This is a genomic window from Streptomyces sp. NPDC006602 (assembly GCF_042870385.1).
Taxonomy (GTDB): Bacteria; Actinomycetota; Actinomycetes; order Streptomycetales; family Streptomycetaceae; genus Streptomyces.
Genome location: NZ_JBIAHG010000004.1, coordinates 497,124 through 513,927, shown reverse-complemented (window position 1 = coordinate 513,927; position 16,804 = coordinate 497,124). Strand labels below are relative to the sequence as shown.

Sequence of the window (16,804 nt, the reverse complement as noted above, 5' to 3'; positions counted from 1 at the left end):
GCATCACGCCCGGTGGTGCGGCTGCTCGGGGTCGATGTCGTCGGGGCGCGGCGCCGGGCCTGCGGCGGGGCCGGGCGGCGGCGCACCCGCCACCGGCGCACCGGTGGCCCCTCCCACGCCGCCGGGCGCGACAGGCGGCATCGGCGGGTACGGCGCGCTGCCGAGGCCGCCGGGCGGGCCGACGGGCGCGGCGGCGCCGTGGCCGCGGTCCGGCTCCGCGGCCAGTTCCGCCTCGCGTTCGTGCGTCGGCCGGGACGCGGAGGGACGCGCGGCACCGCGCAGCACGTAGGCCAGGACACCGAGGATCGCCCCGGTGATCAGCGCGGCGGCCCAGTCCGGCAGACCGATGGCGAGGGCCAGCCCCACGGCGAGCGCGAGGGCCGCGCCCGCGTACAGGGCGACGGCGCCCGAGGCGCCGTACAGCATGGCCTTGCGGCGCTGCTTGCGGGTCTGCTCGCGCAGTTCGTCACGCACGGTCTCGCGCGCCACCTGCGCCAGCTCGTCCACCAGCTGCCTGTCCAGATGCTCCAGATGATCCAAACGGTCCATACCCGCCGGGTACCCGTGGTCAACAGCACGTAACGCTGCGGGCCGTGTCGTCGACCGCGGTCGACGCCGGAGGCGGCCGGAGGCGGGCGGGACGGTGGGAATCATGTGAAACGATCTCGCTCCCGCAGCCGTCCCAACTAGGCTCGTCCCCATGGACATTCTGGGAGCCACGCTGCGCGTATGCGTCGACGACCTGGAGACCGCGGTCCCCTTCTACGAGCGGCTGGCGGGCGGCAGAGCTCTTCGTTTCGAACGCGGCGGCGTGCAGGTCGCCGCGGTCGGCTGTTTCCTGCTGATGAGCGGGCCGGAGGCCGAGCTCGAGGTGCTGCGCAAGGTCACCGCGACGATCGCCGTCAAGGACGTCGACGAGGCCCACCGGGTACTGACGGAGCTGGGCGCCCGTGTCATCGCGGGCCCGGTCCCCACGCCGGCGGGCCGCAATCTGATCGCGCTGCATCCGGACGGGTCGGTGTACGAGTACGCGGACCGCGGTGGCGTGTAGCTCACCCCGCTGTCGACGGCCGGCATGACGCGCGGGTCAGGCGCGTCGGCCTGCCCACTTCTCCACGGTGATCGCCCATCGCTCGTGATCCCGCCAGGCCCCGTCGATGAAGATCATGTTCGGCGAGAAGCCCTCCAGCCGGAACCCGCATGTGCGTGCCAGCGCGATCGACGCGGCATTGCGGGGCTGCACGTTGATCTCCAGCCGGTGCAGCCGCATCGGCCCGAACGCGTACCCGACCACGAGGTCCAGACCCTCACGCATCAGCCCCCGCCCGGCGGCGTGCGCGAAGGCCCCGTACCCGAGCGTCCCGCACTGGAAGCCGCCCTCGACGATGTTGTTGATGTTGATGAACCCGGCGATGGCACCCGCCTCCTGCTTCTCGCGGACCTTCTCGCAGACGAGGAACCCGGCCTTGGTCGGATCCTCGATCAGCCGCCCCGCGTACGCGGTGTAGGCACCGGTGCTGTCGGGCGGGAAGAGCCACGGACGATGCAGTTGCCTGCTCTCCCGGACCCGGGCGGTGAACTCGGCACCGTCCTCGTAGGTGAAGGGGCGTATGCCCACGCGAGGGCCTTCGGCCAGATAGCGGGACTCGTGGTGCGGCATCCCGTCACCCTACGACGGGTGACCTGCCCGCACCCTACGACGGGTGACCTGCCCGCGGGCGCGACCAGCCGGTGCACCAGCGTCCTGGTGCCGTCGGGGGCGATGTCGTAGAGCCGGCCAACAGGAGGGACGAGCTTGTCGGCGGCGTTGCCGGAGTTCTGGGTGCGCTCGGCCTCCGGGGAGACACCACCTTGAGCGTCGCCCTGAGCGCGCCCGTACGTCGGTGGTGCGTGACGAGAATTCAGTGAACCGGGATCAGCGCAGAGCCGGTTCGTCGAGCGTCAACGTGCCCGCGTCGGCGTCCAGTTCGGCGCTCACGCCGAAGGGGATGGTCAACGCCCCCGCGCAGTGCCCGAATCCGAACTCCTCGACCACGGGCACACCGAGCGCGCCGAGTCGGTCGGCGAACAGCGGACGCAGTTCCTCGTGCGGGCCACAGCTGTCCCACGAGCCGAGCGCGATGCCTTCGACGCCCTCCATCCAGCCGGTGCGAAGGAGTTGGGTGAGACTCCGGTCGAGGCTGTACGCCCGCTCGCCCACGTCCTCGATCAGCACCAGCCCACCGCGGGCGCCGGTACGGGTGTGGGGCGTGCCGTAACCGGTGGCGAGCAGCCTCAGACAACCGCCGAGCGTGACGCCCCGGGCCCGTCCCGGCACCAGGGGGACGCCGGAGGAGGTGATCGTGCCGACGGCTTCGGGGGTGAAGAGGGTGGACCTCAGATGGTCCTGGGCTCGCGCGTTCTTGATGAAGTCGACGCCGGCGGCGGCGGGCCCGTACAGCGTGACCAGGCCCAGCCGCACGGCGAACGCCTCGTGCAACGCGGTGCTGTCGCTGAAGCCCACGAACACCTTCGGCCCGGCCGCTCGCATCGCGTCCCAGTCGAGGAGGTCGACGATCCGCTGGGCCCCGTATCCCCCGCGAGCGCACAGCACCGCGTCCACGGACGGGTCGCACCAGGCCTGTTGCAGGTCTGCGGCACGGTCGGCGTCGGAGCCCGCCAGGTATGTCAACTCACCGTGCACGTCCAGCACATGAGGGCCGACCACCGGCTCCAGGTCCCAGCCGCGCAGGATGTCGAGTCCGGCCTGCAACCGGTCCTCCGCCACCGGCCCGCTGGGCGCGACCACCGCCACGCGCGCACCGGGAGCGAGTCTGGACGGGCGTAGAAGTTCCTTCACTTGGCAAGCTCCAATGTCGGGACGCCGGGCGGATTCAGCCCGAAGACCTGGGCGTACAGGGAGAGTTCCGACTCCAGGGCCCGGACCGTGGTCTCCGCCCGCCGGAACCCGTGCCCCTCCCCCTCGAACGCGATGTAGGCGTGCGGCACCCGCTGCCCCTCCATGCGGGCCAGGAAGCGTTCGCACTGCGCGGGCGGGCAGATCACGTCGTCGAGCCCCTGGAGCAGCAGGAAGGGCACGGTGATCCGGTCGGCGTGCTCGATGGGCGAGCGCTCCGCGTACCTGGCGGGCACCTCGGCGTACGGTCCGACCAGGCTCTCCAGGTACTGCGACTCGAAGTCGTGGGTCTCGCCCGTCGCCCAGCTCACCAGGTCGAGGACGGGATAGAGGATCGTGCCGCAGGCGTAGACGTCGGTGGTGGCGAGCGAGGCCGCCGCGGTCCAGCCGCCGGCGCTGCCGCCCCGGACGGCGAGCCGGTCGCGGTCGGCGGTGCCCTCGTCGGCGAGGGCCAGCCCGACGGCCGCGCAGTCCTCGACGTCGACCACGCCCCACTGCTCGCGCAGCCGGTCGCGATATTCGCGGCCGTACCCGGTCGAGCCGCCGTAGTCGACCTCGGCGACGCCGATGCCCCGTGAGGTGAAGTAGGCGATCTCCAGGTCGAGCACGAGCGGAGCCCGGTCGGTGGGTCCGCCGTGCGCCCGGACGACGTACGGCGGCAACTCGTCGCCGGGCGCCACACAGCCGGGATTGTGGGGCGGGTAGATGTGCGCGTGGACGTCACGTCCGGCCGGCCCGGTGAAGGTGCGGATCTGCGGCTCGGGGTGGTACGCGGGGTCGACGGCGTCGTCGTGGGCGGCACCGATCACCCGGGCGTGGCCGGTCCGGGCGTCCAGTTCGACCACCTCGTACGCGCTGCGCGGGCTCGCTCCGACGGCGACAACGCGCTCGCCGCGCACCGCGAGGGTGGGCGCGAACTCGGTCCAGGGACCCGCCGCGTCGACCACCTCCGCGGTCTCCGGGTCGAGGATCCCGAGCGTGGTGGCGCCGCGGCCGTGCACGACAGCGATTCGGCCGCCCTCCAGCGGGGCGAACCAGCGGTGGCCCAGCTTCCAGAGAGGGCCGCCGAACTCCTCCTCGCGGGGGCACAGCGGTACGCCGTCTTCCCTGTTCGGCAGATCGTCTTCCGCACTCGGTACTCTGTCTTCCGCATACAGGTTCCACCAACCCGTACGGTCGGCTGTATACAGTAGACGGCCGTCTGTCGACCACTCGACCTGCGCGATCGACTCCTCCGGCCCACCGGCCACGGTTCGCGCCCCGCGGAATGTGCCGTCCCCGCCGATCCCGGCGACGACCAGTTCCGTCCCGTCCCACGGCATGCTCGGATGGTCCCAGGCGAGCCAGGCCGCGCGCCGCCCGTCGGGCGAGATCCGGGGCCCCGTGACGAAGCGCTGGCGCTCGTCGGTGAGTTCGCGTACGCCGTCCCGGTCTTGGGCCGCCGAACCGTCCAGCGGCACGGCGGCGAGCACCCGCCGCACGTCGACGGCCCCGTCACCGGTGAACTCCTCCAGCACGCACCACACTTCGCCACGGTCGACCAGCACCTGCGGATCGGCCCATCTCAGTCCGCCGCCGACCGGGGACACGGGCGTCAGCGGACGCGGCACGCCGCCCGGCCGGAACCCGTACAGCCGCTGGTCGGCGTAGTGCACGAACACGACGAGCGGCTCGCCCTCGACGACAGCCCCGGCCCAGGGCTGTCCGCCGTACTCGACGACCCGGCTGCGCACGTTCCACGGCGCGGGCAGCACCGACTCCTCGGTGCCGTCGGCGCCGCGCCGCACCAGTGTGCGCCGGCCTCCTTCGGTGGGCCGCGGCTCGGTCCACCACGCCTCGTCGCCGACGAAGCCGACGTACTCGGGATGCCCGTCGTGCGCGGCGGCTAGCGCCGCGTCGATGGGCGAGGGCCAGGAACCGTACGCCAACGTCCGCACTTCGTCCCCCATGTGTGCCTAGGCCGTGCGCAGGAAGCGGTCGAGTACCCGGACGCCGAAGTGGAGCGCCTCGACGGGCACGCGTTCGTCGACTCCGTGGAAGAGGGCCTGATAGTCGAAGCCCTCCGGGAGCCTCAGCGGCGTGAAGCCGTAGCCGGTGATGCCGAGGCGCGAGAACTGCTTGGCGTCCGTGCCGCCGGACATGCAGTACGGCACCACGTGCCCCTTCGGCGCGAACTCCTCGACGGCGGCCCGCATTCTGGCGTACGTCGCCGAGTCCACCGGCGCCTGCAGGGCCACCTCGCGGTGGTGGAACTCCCACTCCACGTCAGGTCCGGTGAGCCGGTCAAGGGTCGTGCGGAACTCGTCCTCGGTGCCGGGGAGATACCGGCCGTCGACGTACGCCACCGCCTCCCCCGGAACCACGTTGATCTTGTAACCGGCGTCCAGCATGGTCGGGTTGGCGCTGTTGCGGACGGTCGCCTCGACCAGCGCGGCCGCCGGACCGAGCTTGTCCAGGAGCGCGTCCACGTCGGCGTGGTCGGTCTCGATGCCGTACAGCGCGGCGAGTTCGGTGAGGGCGGCGCGCACGGTCGGGGTCGGTCGCAGCGGCCAGTCGTGCTCGCCGATGCGGGTGATCGCAGCGGCGAGACGCGTGACGGCGTTGTCCCGGTTCACCTTGGAGCCGTGCCCGGCCCGGCCGCGTGCGGTGAGCTTCAGCCAGGCCGTGCCGCGCTCACCGGCGGCGATCGGGTAGAGCTCCCGCCCGGTGCCGTCGTGGAAGGTGAACGCCCCCGACTCGCCGACGCCCTCGGTGCAGCCCTCGAACAACTCGGGGTGCTCGTCGGCGAGGAACCCGGAGCCGTCCTCGGCGCTGGCCTCCTCGTCGGCGGTGAACGCGATCACGACGTCCCGCCGGGGCCGCACGCCGTGGCGTGCCCAGTCCCGCACCACGGCGAGGATCATCGCGTCCATGTTCTTCATGTCGACGGCGCCCCGCCCCCAGACGACCCCGTCGCGGATCTCCCCGGAGAACGGATGCACGCTCCAGTCGCGTGCCTCGGCGGGCACGACGTCGAGATGACCGTGAAGGAGCAGCGCGTCGGCCGACGGGTCGGTGCCCTCGATGCGGGCGACCACGTTCGTACGGCCCTTGGTGCGCTCCAGCAGGGTGGGCTCCAGGCCCGTCTCGGCCAGCCGTGCGGCGGCGTATTCGGCGGCGGGCCGCTCCTGGCAGTCGCCGCCGCCCCGGTTGGTGGTGTCGATGCGGATGAGGTCGGAGGTGAACTCGACGACCTCGTCCAGGGCCTGCGGGTCAGGCCCGTCGGACAGGTGAGAAGGGTGAGCCCGGTCAGCCATACTGCTCCTCCACCGCGGCCGAGACGATCGTGGTGACCGCCTTGAAGGTGCGGATCCCGTCGTACATGGTGCCGCTGGTGTACGCCACCTTCCGCTCCCCGACACGCGCCACGCCCGGCACCACGGTGGCGGCCATCGCCAGGTGCTCGGCGTCGAATTCGAGGGCGACTGTATACGGTCCACCGTCGACCGGATTCTGTCGTCTCGCCAGCCTGGCCGCCTCCTTCGCCGCGGCACGGATGTCGGCGGCGGTCCTGGTCGGCGTACGGCACACGGCCGCGTACCTCGACACATGGTCCTTGACGGCGACCTTCAGCGCCTCGGGGGCGTAGCCGAGGGCATCCTCGCAGGCCACGTCGTCGCCGGTGACGAGGATGACGGGCACCCCGTACTCGGCGACGACGTGGGCGTTGAGAAGCCCCTCGCTCGCCCGTACGTCGTTCAGCCACACCCCGGTGATGGAGTTGGCGAGGTAGGTGTGGGCGAGGACGCCCTCCATACCGGCTCCCGCGTGGTAGCCGACGAAGGCGATGCCGTCCACGTCGCCGTGCTGCACGCCCTCGACCATGGACAAGGACTTGTGCCGCCCGGTGAGCATCTCCACCCGCTCGTCGAGCTGTTCGAGGAGGAGGTTGCGCATGGTCGAGTGGGCCTCGTTGACGAGCACCTCGTCCGCGCCGCCGTCGAAGAACCCCAGCACGGCGGCGTTGACGTCCGAGGTGAACATCGAGCGGCACCGCTCCCACTGCGAGGTCCCCGGCAGCACGTCGGCCGGCCAGGTCACCCCGGTGGCGCCCTCCATGTCGGCGCTGATCAGGATCTTCATGCCCCGTCACGTTACGCGCCGCGGGAGGAACCGGCCAGGAAGCCACCCGGCCGGTTCCTCCCGCGGGCGGGGGATCAGTACGCCGTCGTCCGGGACTCCAGGCAGTCCTTCAGGAAGGCGTACTTGGCCCGGTCACCTCGTGGTGGCGAGTTCACCGCCGCGGGGTGCCCACAGGCTCAGAGGGAGACCGCGACGGCGTTGTACGGCGTCTCGGGTGTCGGCGTCGTGGTGAAGCGTGCGTTGACCAGGTAGAGGCGGTCGCCGAAGCGGGCGGCCGTGGTGGGCACGTCGAAGCGCGGGTCGCTGATCGTCTTCCGCAGGGTGGCGGTGGTGGCCGTGGCGTCGAGATCCCAGACGCTGATCAGGTTCAGGCGGTTCTGGACGACGTACAGCGTGCGGCCCAGGCGCCACAGGCCGTCGCCGTTGACCACGTCCGCCTGGCCGACCAGCGTGATCTTCGTGGTGACGCCGGTCTTGACGTTCACGTTGTACAACTCGCCCGGCGAGCTCTTGACCACGATGAGACCGCGGCCGTCGGGCGCGGCGACGATGCCGTTGGCGTTGTTGACGTCGGGCAGTTGCGTCCAGTCGCCGGTGAGCGGCAGGGCGCGGATGTCGCCGCCCTTGCCGCCGCGCGGGACGCTGTGGAGGACCGCGTCGCGGGAGTCGGTGAACCAGGCGCGGTCGCCGAGCAGGGTGACGTCGTTGACGAAGTGGCCGGTGGCGCCGGTGAGTTGGTGTGTGACGAGGAGTTCGCCGGTGCGGGAGTCGTGGACCCGGGCGACGCCGGTGTTCCCGGCGACGTAGAGCAGTCCGTCGTGGTCGATCTTCAGGCCGACGGAGATCAGGCCGGTGCCGCCCGCGAAGAGGATCTTGCCCTCTCCGGTGCGCAGGTCGGTGCGGTAGATCGCGCCGGTGGCGCGGGAACCCATGTAGGCGTACGGCTTGCTGCCGATGGCGATGCCCTCGGGAAGCCAGCCGTCGGGAAGCGGGAACTCCGTCGGCCAGGTGGCCTTCGGGGTCGCGCTCGCCGGACCGGCGCCGGCCGTCACGGCCAGGCCGGCCAGGGCGGCACCGCCGAGCACGGCGCGCCGGGTCGGACGGGGGTGGGTCGGGTGGGGGTGGGCCGGGGTCATGGTGGGGCCTCCATGGCGTGGGTTTCGTCGACAGCTGCGGCGACAACTACGTTGACAATCCCGCGACTTGGCAACGTCTTTACGCCTCACGGAGTTCCCCGTGACCCCGACCGCCACCGGCGTTACGCCCCCCGCCCCGCCACCACCCACGTCGACGGAAGTTCGATCCGGGTGCCGTCGGGCCGGTACTCCGTGGTGATGAGCGGCAGTTCACCGCTCGCCAGGACGGTCAGGCCGGCCACGCTCAGATAGACGGGGATCGCGTCGTCGGCGACCTCGCCGGGCGCGATGCCGTGCCGGAAGACCGGCGCCAGCTTGGCCGGCGGGCCGTCGGGGCTCTGCGCCAGCCCCATGAGGACGGGCTTGGCGGCCTCGGAGAGTTCGACGAGGAAGGCCCGGCCGCGCTCCCCGAGGAGTGCGGCGAGCCCGTCCACCAGGGACTGCCGGTCGTCGGGGTCGGCCTGGTGGAGGACGCCCCGCATGTAGACGTTGGCGTCGCCGAGTTCGGCGTGCAGTGTCTCCGCCTCGCCCTTCCCGGCGGCGTCCAACAACCGGTACGTCGCCTGTCCCGCCCGGTCGGCGTGCCGGGCGTGGTCGAGGGCGGCGGTGGACAGGTCGGCGCCCAGGACATGCGGGAAGCGGTCGGCGAGGAAGCGGGTCTGGGTGCCGTTGCCGCAGCCGAGGTCGACCAACGGCAGTCCGTGGTCGACCATGTGGGGCTCGAAGAGGGCGAGGTGGGCGCCGGCCGTCAGGATCGGCTCAGCGTCCCAGAACACGGCCCCCTGTTCGCCGGGAGCCTCGCGCCAGAAGCCCTCCCATGCCTCTCGGTACCGACTCGTGCTCATGACCAACTCCCCAGGGTGCGACGCCGCCCGCCCCGAGTGACGGGCCAGTACGGTGTATCGCGCCCTGGTCGCGCCCACAAGCGCGCGGCGCATTTCCTTCACGGCTCGTTCGAGAGGCGTGCGCCGTCGTGCGCCGCGGCACGTTGGGGCCGGTCAGCGCCGCGGCAGCGTCAGTTCGAACCACACGGTCTTGCCGGCCTTGGTCCGGCTGGTCCCCCACTCGCGCGCGAGGGTGCTCACCACGTGCAGGCCGCGCCCGAACTCGTCGTCAGGGCCCGCGTTCAGCAAGGTCGGGAGCTCGTGGTCGTCGTCGTCCACTTCGCACAGCAGGGTGTCGCCGCGCACCAGGCGCAGATCGACGGGGCGGTGGTGGGAGTGCCGTACGGCGTTGGTGACGAGCTCGCCGACCATGAGCTCGGCGGGACCGGCGAGCTTCGCGAGCCCCCACTCGTGGAGCTGTTCGCGGACGACCGCGCGGGCCCGGCCCACCTCGACCGGGTCGAGGGTAAGCCGCCATTCGGCGACGTCGTCGGGCTCGATGCCGTTCAGACGGGCCATCAGCAGGGCCACGTCGTCCTTGCGGCCGCCGCGGGTGTTGAGAGCGCGGATGATGGTGTCGCAGGCGTCGTCCATGGAGGCGGCCGGGTGCGCGGCGGACTCGCACAGGGTGGCCAGGCCCACGCCGATGTCCTCGCCGCGCACCTCCACCAGGCCGTCGGTGCACATCACGAGCCGGTCCCCGGGCTCCACGCGCACGCGTACCGCCTCGAAAGGCACCCCGCCGACACCGATGGGAGCACCGGTGGGCAGGTCGAGCAGCTCGCTGCCGCCGTCCCGGGCGCGGACCACGACGGGCGGGATGTGACCGGCGTTGGCGATGTGCAGTTCGCTCGCGATCGGATCGTAGACGGCGTACAGACAGGTGGCGAGGTAGGTGTCGCCGAGGCGCTGGGCGAGGTCGTCGAGGTTGCGCAGCAGCTGTGCGGGCGGCAGGTCGAGGGCGGCCATGGTCTGTACGGCGGTCCGCAGCTGGCCCATCATGGCGGCCGAGTTGAGGCCGTGGCCCATGACGTCGCCGACGACCAGGGCGGTGCGGGCGCCGGGCAGTTTCACGGAGTCGAACCAGTCGCCGCCGACCCGCCCGAGGAGGGTGCCGGGCAGATAGCGGGTGGCGATGTCGCAGCCCGCCATCCGCGGCGGGATGTGCGGCAGCATGCTGTCCTGGAGGGTCTCGGCGACGCTCTCCTGGTAGGTGTACATGCGCGCGTTGTCGAGTACGAGGCCCGCGCGGGCGGCGAGTTCGGCGCCGGTGACCCGGTCCATGTCGTTGAACTCGACGCGCTCGGGGTGCCGCAGCAGGATCATGAAGCCGAGGACGACATTGCGTGCCTTGAGGGGCACGACCAGCATGGAGCGGCCCGTGATGAGGGGCCGGATGTCTCGCTTCTCGAACTGCGAGGCGATGGCGTGGCCCATCTGCTCGCTGATGCGCGGCACGAGGACGGGTTCGCCGCTGGTCATGCACTGGAAGAACGGTGTGTGTGCCGGGAACGGCATGGCCTCGCCGACCGGCACGACGTCGTCCCAGCGGCCGGGTTCGTCGGTGTGCTCCAGGGCGACCCGGTGCCACATGGTCGTCGTGTCCGGCACGCCCTCGGAGAACTCCTCGCCGGCGACGACCTGTTCGCGCAGATAGGTGCCGGCGACATCGGTGAAGCGGGGCACGACGGCCTTGCTGACCTCGATGATCGTCTTGGCCAGGTCGAGCGAGGTGCCGATACGGCCGCTGACCTCGTTCAGGAACTCCAGACGCTCGCGTACGGCGGCGTACTCGAGGTCCTCGCTCTCGTCGGCGAGGTCCTGCGGGACGGGCCGTCCCTCGGCCAGGGCGCGGGCCGCGCGTTCGCGGCGGGCCTTGCGCTCGGTGCGCCGGGGCACGCCCCAGTCGGGGGTGACGGGCACCCGGTCGTTCTGGCTGAACTCCAGGACGGGGTAGCCGAGTTCGAGGACCTGCGCCACGATGCGGGCGCCCTCGTCGACGCTCATGCTGGGCAGGATCTCGGGGAGCCTGCGGGCCAGTTCGTCGGCGCCCGGGAAGTCGGTGTGCAGCGCGAAGCCTGGGGCGATCCGCTCGAACGCCACGTCCTCGTCGGGGTCGTCCTGCCGCAGTCCGCCCGCGTCGGCGGCGAGCACCAGCAGGCGTTCGCGGCCGGGACCGACCAGCGGGTAGGCCCACCACAGGACGTCGACCCGGTCGCGGTCCGTCACGGTGAGGCGGGCGCGGCCCGCGGCGGGGTAGGACAGCCTGCCGCCGAGGGAGGTCTCGAGGTCGGGTCCGAGGCCGTCGTAGGCCGCGTACGCCCAGGAGGGCGTGATCTCGTCGTCCTCGGGCAGCGCTCCGGAGACGGGCAGAAGGTCGACCGCGGGCCGACCGATCGCCTCCTCCTTGGCGGCGCCGAACAGGCGGCGGGCACCGGTGCTCCAGTGGGAGACCAGGCCGTCGCGGTCCACCACGACCACGGCCAGCGGGATGCGGCCGTGCGCGGCCTGCCGCACCGCGCCGTTCCCAGCTCCGGGGCTGGGAGGTGCGTCCCTCTCGGTGCCACGGTCCATGGCCCAGGCCCTCTCTCCCCACGGCTCCGCGAGATCTGTGCCGCCTTCACCACCGTACGGCGCCGGGCGGTCGCGATGTGCGGCAATCCGGGAATTGAACTCGCGGGATCACACCGGCGCACGCCCCCGCGCCCCCACTCTGAGCAGGGCGAACAGCCCAACAGCGCCAGGTTACTGACAGGTTTTCAGTCCTCGTGCCCCAGCTGCAGATCCCGTTCCGCGCATCCCCCGCCGGCAGCCACCTGGAGGGCGGTGGCTACCGGCGGGTAACCCCGCGGCGATGACGGTGTACTCGCCGGAGGGCAGGCCGACGAACCCGAACGTCCCGTCCGGGCCGTGGTGAGGGTGTCCACGACGTTGCCGGCCGCGTCCAGCAGCGTCACGCGCGTCCTCCACCGGCCTCCCCCACCCTTCGCGCGGAGGGACCCCCGTCCCGCTTCGCTCGCCGCCTGTCCGCACGGTGCCGCGCAGCACGGCTCCGCCGGCGAGTTCGACGTCCTGGCGGGTCTCCCGGGAGGCCCGGACGGTGGCGGGGAGCGCGGCCGGGCGGAAGCCGGGCGCGCCGGCGGCGAGGGTGTACTCGCCGGCCGCCACCTCGGTGATGACATAACCGCCCTCGGGTCCACTGCGAGTGGTGGCGACGACCTCGCCGTGCCCGTTGGTGAGGGTGACGACGGCGCCCGGGACGGTGCTTCCGTCCGCGGTGACCACACTCCCGGCGAGGCGTCCGGCGCCCCCGAGGACGATGTCCAGCTCGACGGGGCGCTCCCCGACGGTCACGGAGACCGCCTGCGGCTGGTGCCCGACCGCCGCGGCGATCAGGACGTACGCCCCCGGGCCCGGCGTCGACAGCGGAGGTGAGCAAGTAAGCGGTGATCGCCCAGGACATCTTGTCCAGGCCGTGCAGTTCGCCGACGATCTTCGGCAGTGCGGTGGCGACGATCATCTGCTCCAGCGCCGCCAGCAGCAGCGCGAGCATCAGCCCGACGAAGACCAATCGCACCCGGCCCGGGCTCGGTCCGGGCTCGGCGGCCGTCTTGCTGGACGGGCCCTCCGGCGGAGGTGCCGCGGCCGGTTCGCCCTTTACCAGAGTGGTCCCGCCCACGTACCGCTCCCCTCGTCGCGCTGCCACACAATGCCCGCGTAAAGGGACAACTGTGAGCAAGCGCGACGAGTCACGGCGTGTCGCCACGGCGTACGGAGATCCACTCGAACCGGTGAGGGGGCCAACGGCCCGTCACGAATGGCCCTTTGGGGCTACTTCTCGACCTCGGCGGCCAGCCTGTCGAGCACCGAGCCGTAGATGCGGCCGAGGCCCTTGGGCGCGAAGGTCCTCTCGAAGAAGCCGCCGACCCCGCCGGCGCCCTGCCAGGTGGTGGTGACGACGACCCGGGACTTGCCCTCGCCGGCCGGGGTGACCCGCCAGGTGGTGACCATCGAGGAGTTGCGGTCCTTCTCGACGAGTTCGCCGTCGGTGGGCTCGCTGACCTCCAGGAGGCAGTCACGGACGCGCTTGCTGGTGGCCTGGAGCTTCCAGTGGACGACGGTGCCCTCGCCGTCGCCGCCCTCGCGCACCTCGTACTCGCTGAAGTGCTCGGGCAGCAGCTTCGCGCGCGTGCCGGTGTAGTCGGCGAGGGCGTCGAACACCTTCTCCGCGTCCGCCGCGACGATCCGCTCCGTAGTGGCCTCGACCTGCGCCATTGACTTCCTCCAGGACCTGGGTGCTCGGGCTTGGGGCAAGCCAACCACCCCGGGTACCGGGCACCCAAATCGGGGGCCCGGAAGCGTTCGAGGGGCGATCGGGAGTGCGGGTCGCACGATCAAGGGAACAAGTGTTCTATTCTGGCGGCAGTGCTACCGAGGAGGCCTCATGCGCTGGGAGAACCTCACCGAGTCCGGCGATCACAGCCGGGCCGACGCCGCCCTGTTCGACGCGGACGCGGTGACCATCCGCACCTTCGACACGCCCGAGTTCCGCGGGATCACCTTCCACGAGGTCCGGGCCCGCTCGATCCTCAACCGGGTGCCGGGCGCTTCCCGCATGCCGTTCGAGTGGACCGTCAACCCGTACCGGGGCTGCACGCACGCGTGTGTGTACTGCTTCGCCCGCAAGACGCACAGCTACCTGGACCTCGACACGGGCATCGACTTCGACTCCCAGATCGTGGTCAAGGTGAACGCGCCGGAACTGCTGCGCCGCCAGCTCGGCTCGCGCCGCTGGCAGGGCGAGCACATCGCGATGGGCACCAACGTCGACTGCTATCAGCGCGCCGAGGGCCGCTACCGCCTGATGCCGGGCATCATCGCCGCCCTGCGCGACCACGCGAACCCTTTCTCGATCCTGACCAAGGGCACGCTGATCCTGCGCGACCTCGACCTGCTCACGCAGGCCGCCGAGGTGACGGACGTCGGCATCTCGGTCTCGGTCGGCTTCACCGACGCCGAACTGTGGCGCACCGTGGAGCCGGGCACGCCGGCACCGGAGCGGCGCCTGGAGGTCGTACGGACGCTGGGCGAGCGCGGCATCGGGTGCGGTGTCCTGATGGCACCGGTCATCCCGTTCCTGAGCGACAACCCGGCCCAACTCCGGGACACCGTACGGGCGATCGCGGCCTGTGGAGCCACGTCGGTCACCCCGCTGGTGCTGCATCTGCGCCCCGGCGCCCGGGAGTGGTTCATGGCCTGGCTGACCCGCCACCACCCGCATCTGGTCGGCCGTTACGAGCGGCTGTACGCGGACGGCTCCTACGCCCCCAAGTGGTACCAGCGCCGGATCACCCGTCAGGTCCACGACCTGGCCCAGGAGTACGGCATCGGCCCCACGCGCGCGGGGATGCCGCGACGGGTCCGCGAACCAGAGCCCGACCGGCCCGATCTGTCCGAACCGATCCAACTCACGCTGATCTGAGAGCATCCGAGCGCATACCGCGACCCAATTGGGTCAAGTATTGCCAGAACGCGTTCTTCCGCGGGTGCTTTCCGGGACGATGCGGCGGGGACCGTGACCTTCGCGGTCCGAAACCCTCCGTCCTGGGAGGACTCCATGAGAAAACGCGCAGCCGCGTTGTGCGGCGCCGCCGCCGTCGTGGCCGGGACCTTCACCGCTGTCCCCGCCGGCGCCAGCACTCCGCAGACCGCACAAACCGCACAAGCCGCGAAACTCACCTGGAAGAAATGCGGCACCACCGACTATCCGACGCTCCAGTGCGCGTCCCTCAAGGTGCCGCTCGACCACGCGAACCCGCAGGGCCAGGAGATCACGCTCGCACTGTCCCGCGTCCCGCACACCGCGAAGAAGTACCAGGGCCCGCTGCTGGTCAACCCCGGCGGTCCCGGCGGCAGCGGTCTGACGCTCGCCGGATTCGTCGCCTCCTCGCTGCCCAAGGCGGTCGCGGCCCAGTACGACGTCATCGGCTTCGACCCGCGCGGGGTGGGCGCGAGCAAGCCCGCCCTCGACTGCGAGCCGGGCTACTTCAACCCGGTGCGCCCGGACTCCGTGCCGAGCACACCCGCGATCGAGAAGGCCAACCTCTCCCGCGCCAAGTCCTTCGCCGCGGCCTGCGGCAAGAAGTACGCGAGCGTGCTGCCGTACATCAACACGATCAGCGCCGTGCGGGACATGGACTCGATCCGCGAGGCGCTGGGCGCCAAGAAGATCAACTACTTCGGTTACTCGTACGGCACCTACCTCGGCGCGGTCTACGGCAAGCTCTACCCGGAGCGGGTGCGGCGCCTGGTCCTGGACTCGATCGTCGACCCCACCGGCGTGTGGTACGACGACAACCTCGCCCAGGACTACGCCTTCGACGACCGCCACCGGGCGCTGATGTCGTGGATCGCCAAATACGACGCCACCTACAAGCTCGGCACCGATCCGGAGAAGATCGAGGCCAAGTGGTACGCGATGCGGGCGGCCCTCGCCAAGAAGCCGGCCGAAGGGAAGGTGGGCGCCTCCGAGCTGGAGGACACCTTCATTCCCGGCGGCTACTACAACGGCTACTGGCCGTACCTGGCGGAGGCGTTCGCGGCGTACGTGAACGACAACAACGCCGACCCGCTGGTCGAGGCGTACGAGAACTTCGCCACCGTGGACGCCTCGGGCGACAACGGCTACAGCATCTACACCTCGGTGCAGTGCCGTGACGCGTCCTGGCCTCGCGACTGGAACCAGTGGCGCAAGGACAACTGGGCGGTGTACGAGCAGGCGCCGTTCATGGCCTGGAACAACGCCTGGTACAACGCGCCGTGCGCGTTCTGGCCGACGGAGTCCAAGAAGCCGGTGAACGTCGCCAACGGCGACCTGCCGCCGGCGCTGCTCTTCCAGGCGACGGACGACGCGGCCACCCCGTACCAGGGCGGCGTGACGGTCCATCGGCTGCTCGCCCGCTCCAGTCTCGTGGTCGAGCAGGGCGGCGGGAACCACGGCATCTCGCTGAGCGGGAACACCTGCCTGGACAAGTACCTGGCGGCGTATCTGACCGACGGCACGGTGCCCCGCGGTGCCGGCGAGGCCGACGCGGTGTGCCAGGCGCTGCCCGATCCCGAGCCGCTGACTTCGAAGGCGGCGTCGCCGTCGGCACGCGGCTCAACCCTGCACGGTCTGCTCGGCTTCCGCGGCTGAGCACGGCCTGACGGCCCGTCGGGGGCGACTGCGAGGGTGGGGTGACTCCGTCGGGGGCGTTGTCAGACCCATGGTCCAGGATGGACGCATGAGTGAGCTGACGAGGATCCCCGCCCCCGACGGAGTCGCCCCCTCCGCCCAGTACAGCCACGTCGTCCTGGGCACGGGGCGTTTCATGGCCGTCTCCGGCCAGCTCGCCCTGGACGAGGACGGCGGGCTCGTCGGCGAGGGCGACCCCGCGGCCCAGGCCCGACAGGTCTTCGAGAACCTGCGCCGCTGCCTGGCCGCCGCGGGGGCCACCTTCGGCGACGTCGTCAAACTCACCTACTTCGTCACGGACATGGCCCATATGCCCGCGATCCGCGCGGCCCGCGCGGTCCACATACCCGAGGACCGTCTGCCTGCCGCCTCGGCCGTGCAGGTCGCCTCGCTGGTCCGGCCCGAGTTCCTGATGGAGGTCGAGGCGTTCGCGGTGGTCGGCGCATGACGACCGGCGCCGTCGGCCCGAGGGGCCACCGCTGCCTCGGGATCCTCGCCGTCGCCCGTCACCGCTGCCTCGGGATCCTCGCCG

General features: G+C 71.5%; 14 protein-coding genes and 1 pseudogene. 4 read left to right on the top strand and 11 right to left on the bottom strand.

The window, feature by feature from the left end; genetic code table 11:
- Positions 1-3: 3 nt before the first annotated feature.
- Entirely contained in the window at positions 4-549 is a 546-nt protein-coding gene (locus tag ACFYO2_RS14615; RefSeq protein ID WP_388348421.1) for a phage holin family protein, read from the bottom strand.
- Between the two features lie 151 nt (positions 550-700).
- Between ACFYO2_RS14615 and ACFYO2_RS14610 the strand changes: the two genes are divergently transcribed.
- Entirely contained in the window at positions 701-1,051 is a 351-nt protein-coding gene (locus ACFYO2_RS14610; protein ID WP_266450000.1) for a VOC family protein, read from the top strand.
- A 36-nt stretch (positions 1,052-1,087) separates the two neighbouring features.
- Here the strand turns inward: ACFYO2_RS14610 and ACFYO2_RS14605 are convergent, their stop codons facing one another.
- From ACFYO2_RS14605 to ACFYO2_RS14560, 10 genes and pseudogenes are all read right to left on the bottom strand, one after another.
- Positions 1,088-1,660 (bottom strand): GNAT family N-acetyltransferase, encoded by a 573-nt coding sequence (locus tag ACFYO2_RS14605; RefSeq protein ID WP_388348419.1) that lies wholly within the window; start codon positions 1,658-1,660, stop codon positions 1,088-1,090.
- 255 nt (positions 1,661-1,915) lie between these two features.
- Complete coding sequence (locus ACFYO2_RS14600; protein WP_388348417.1) at positions 1,916-2,839, bottom strand: LD-carboxypeptidase; 924 nt, start codon at positions 2,837-2,839, stop codon at positions 1,916-1,918.
- Positions 2,836-4,845 carry a prolyl oligopeptidase family serine peptidase gene (locus ACFYO2_RS14595; RefSeq protein WP_388348415.1) on the bottom strand — a complete coding sequence of 670 codons (2,010 nt, stop codon included), beginning with the start codon at positions 4,843-4,845 and terminating at the stop codon, positions 2,836-2,838. Before ACFYO2_RS14595 ends, ACFYO2_RS14600 begins: the two co-directional genes overlap by 4 nt.
- A gap of 6 nt (positions 4,846-4,851) precedes the next feature.
- Positions 4,852-6,192 carry a M20/M25/M40 family metallo-hydrolase gene (locus tag ACFYO2_RS14590; RefSeq protein WP_388348413.1) on the bottom strand — a complete coding sequence of 447 codons (1,341 nt, stop codon included), beginning with the start codon at positions 6,190-6,192 and terminating at the stop codon, positions 4,852-4,854.
- Positions 6,185-7,018: a M55 family metallopeptidase gene (locus ACFYO2_RS14585; protein WP_388348412.1), complete on the bottom strand. Its 834-nt coding sequence runs from the start codon at positions 7,016-7,018 to the stop codon at positions 6,185-6,187. Before ACFYO2_RS14585 ends, ACFYO2_RS14590 begins: the two co-directional genes overlap by 8 nt.
- 176 nt (positions 7,019-7,194) lie before the next feature.
- Complete coding sequence (locus ACFYO2_RS14580; RefSeq protein ID WP_388348410.1) at positions 7,195-8,154, bottom strand: SMP-30/gluconolactonase/LRE family protein; 960 nt, start codon at positions 8,152-8,154, stop codon at positions 7,195-7,197.
- Positions 8,155-8,276: 122 nt separating this feature from the next.
- Complete coding sequence (locus ACFYO2_RS14575; protein ID WP_388348408.1) at positions 8,277-8,999, bottom strand: class I SAM-dependent methyltransferase; 723 nt, start codon at positions 8,997-8,999, stop codon at positions 8,277-8,279.
- Between the two features lie 153 nt (positions 9,000-9,152).
- On the bottom strand, positions 9,153-11,612 hold the full coding sequence (locus tag ACFYO2_RS14570) for a SpoIIE family protein phosphatase (protein ID WP_388348406.1): 2,460 nt from the start codon (positions 11,610-11,612) through the stop codon (positions 9,153-9,155).
- Positions 11,613-11,797: 185 nt separating this feature from the next.
- Positions 11,798-12,464: pseudogene (locus ACFYO2_RS14565) on the bottom strand (collagen binding domain-containing protein); the annotation flags it as partial.
- A gap of 405 nt (positions 12,465-12,869) precedes the next feature.
- Positions 12,870-13,313: an SRPBCC family protein gene (locus ACFYO2_RS14560; protein WP_388348404.1), complete on the bottom strand. Its 444-nt coding sequence runs from the start codon at positions 13,311-13,313 to the stop codon at positions 12,870-12,872.
- 169 nt (positions 13,314-13,482) lie between these two features.
- Here ACFYO2_RS14560 and ACFYO2_RS14555 point away from each other — a divergent pair, with 169 nt between their 5' ends.
- The 3 genes from ACFYO2_RS14555 (at position 13,483) to ACFYO2_RS14545 (ending at position 16,720) form a co-directional block, all read left to right on the top strand.
- Positions 13,483-14,520, top strand: coding sequence for an Rv2578c family radical SAM protein (locus ACFYO2_RS14555; protein ID WP_388348403.1), 1,038 nt, complete (start codon positions 13,483-13,485; stop codon positions 14,518-14,520).
- 135 nt (positions 14,521-14,655) lie between these two features.
- Entirely contained in the window at positions 14,656-16,233 is a 1,578-nt protein-coding gene (locus ACFYO2_RS14550) for an alpha/beta hydrolase (RefSeq protein ID WP_388348401.1), read from the top strand.
- An 88-nt stretch (positions 16,234-16,321) separates the two neighbouring features.
- Entirely contained in the window at positions 16,322-16,720 is a 399-nt protein-coding gene (locus ACFYO2_RS14545) for a RidA family protein (RefSeq protein ID WP_388348399.1), read from the top strand.
- Positions 16,721-16,804: the final 84 nt, after the last annotated feature.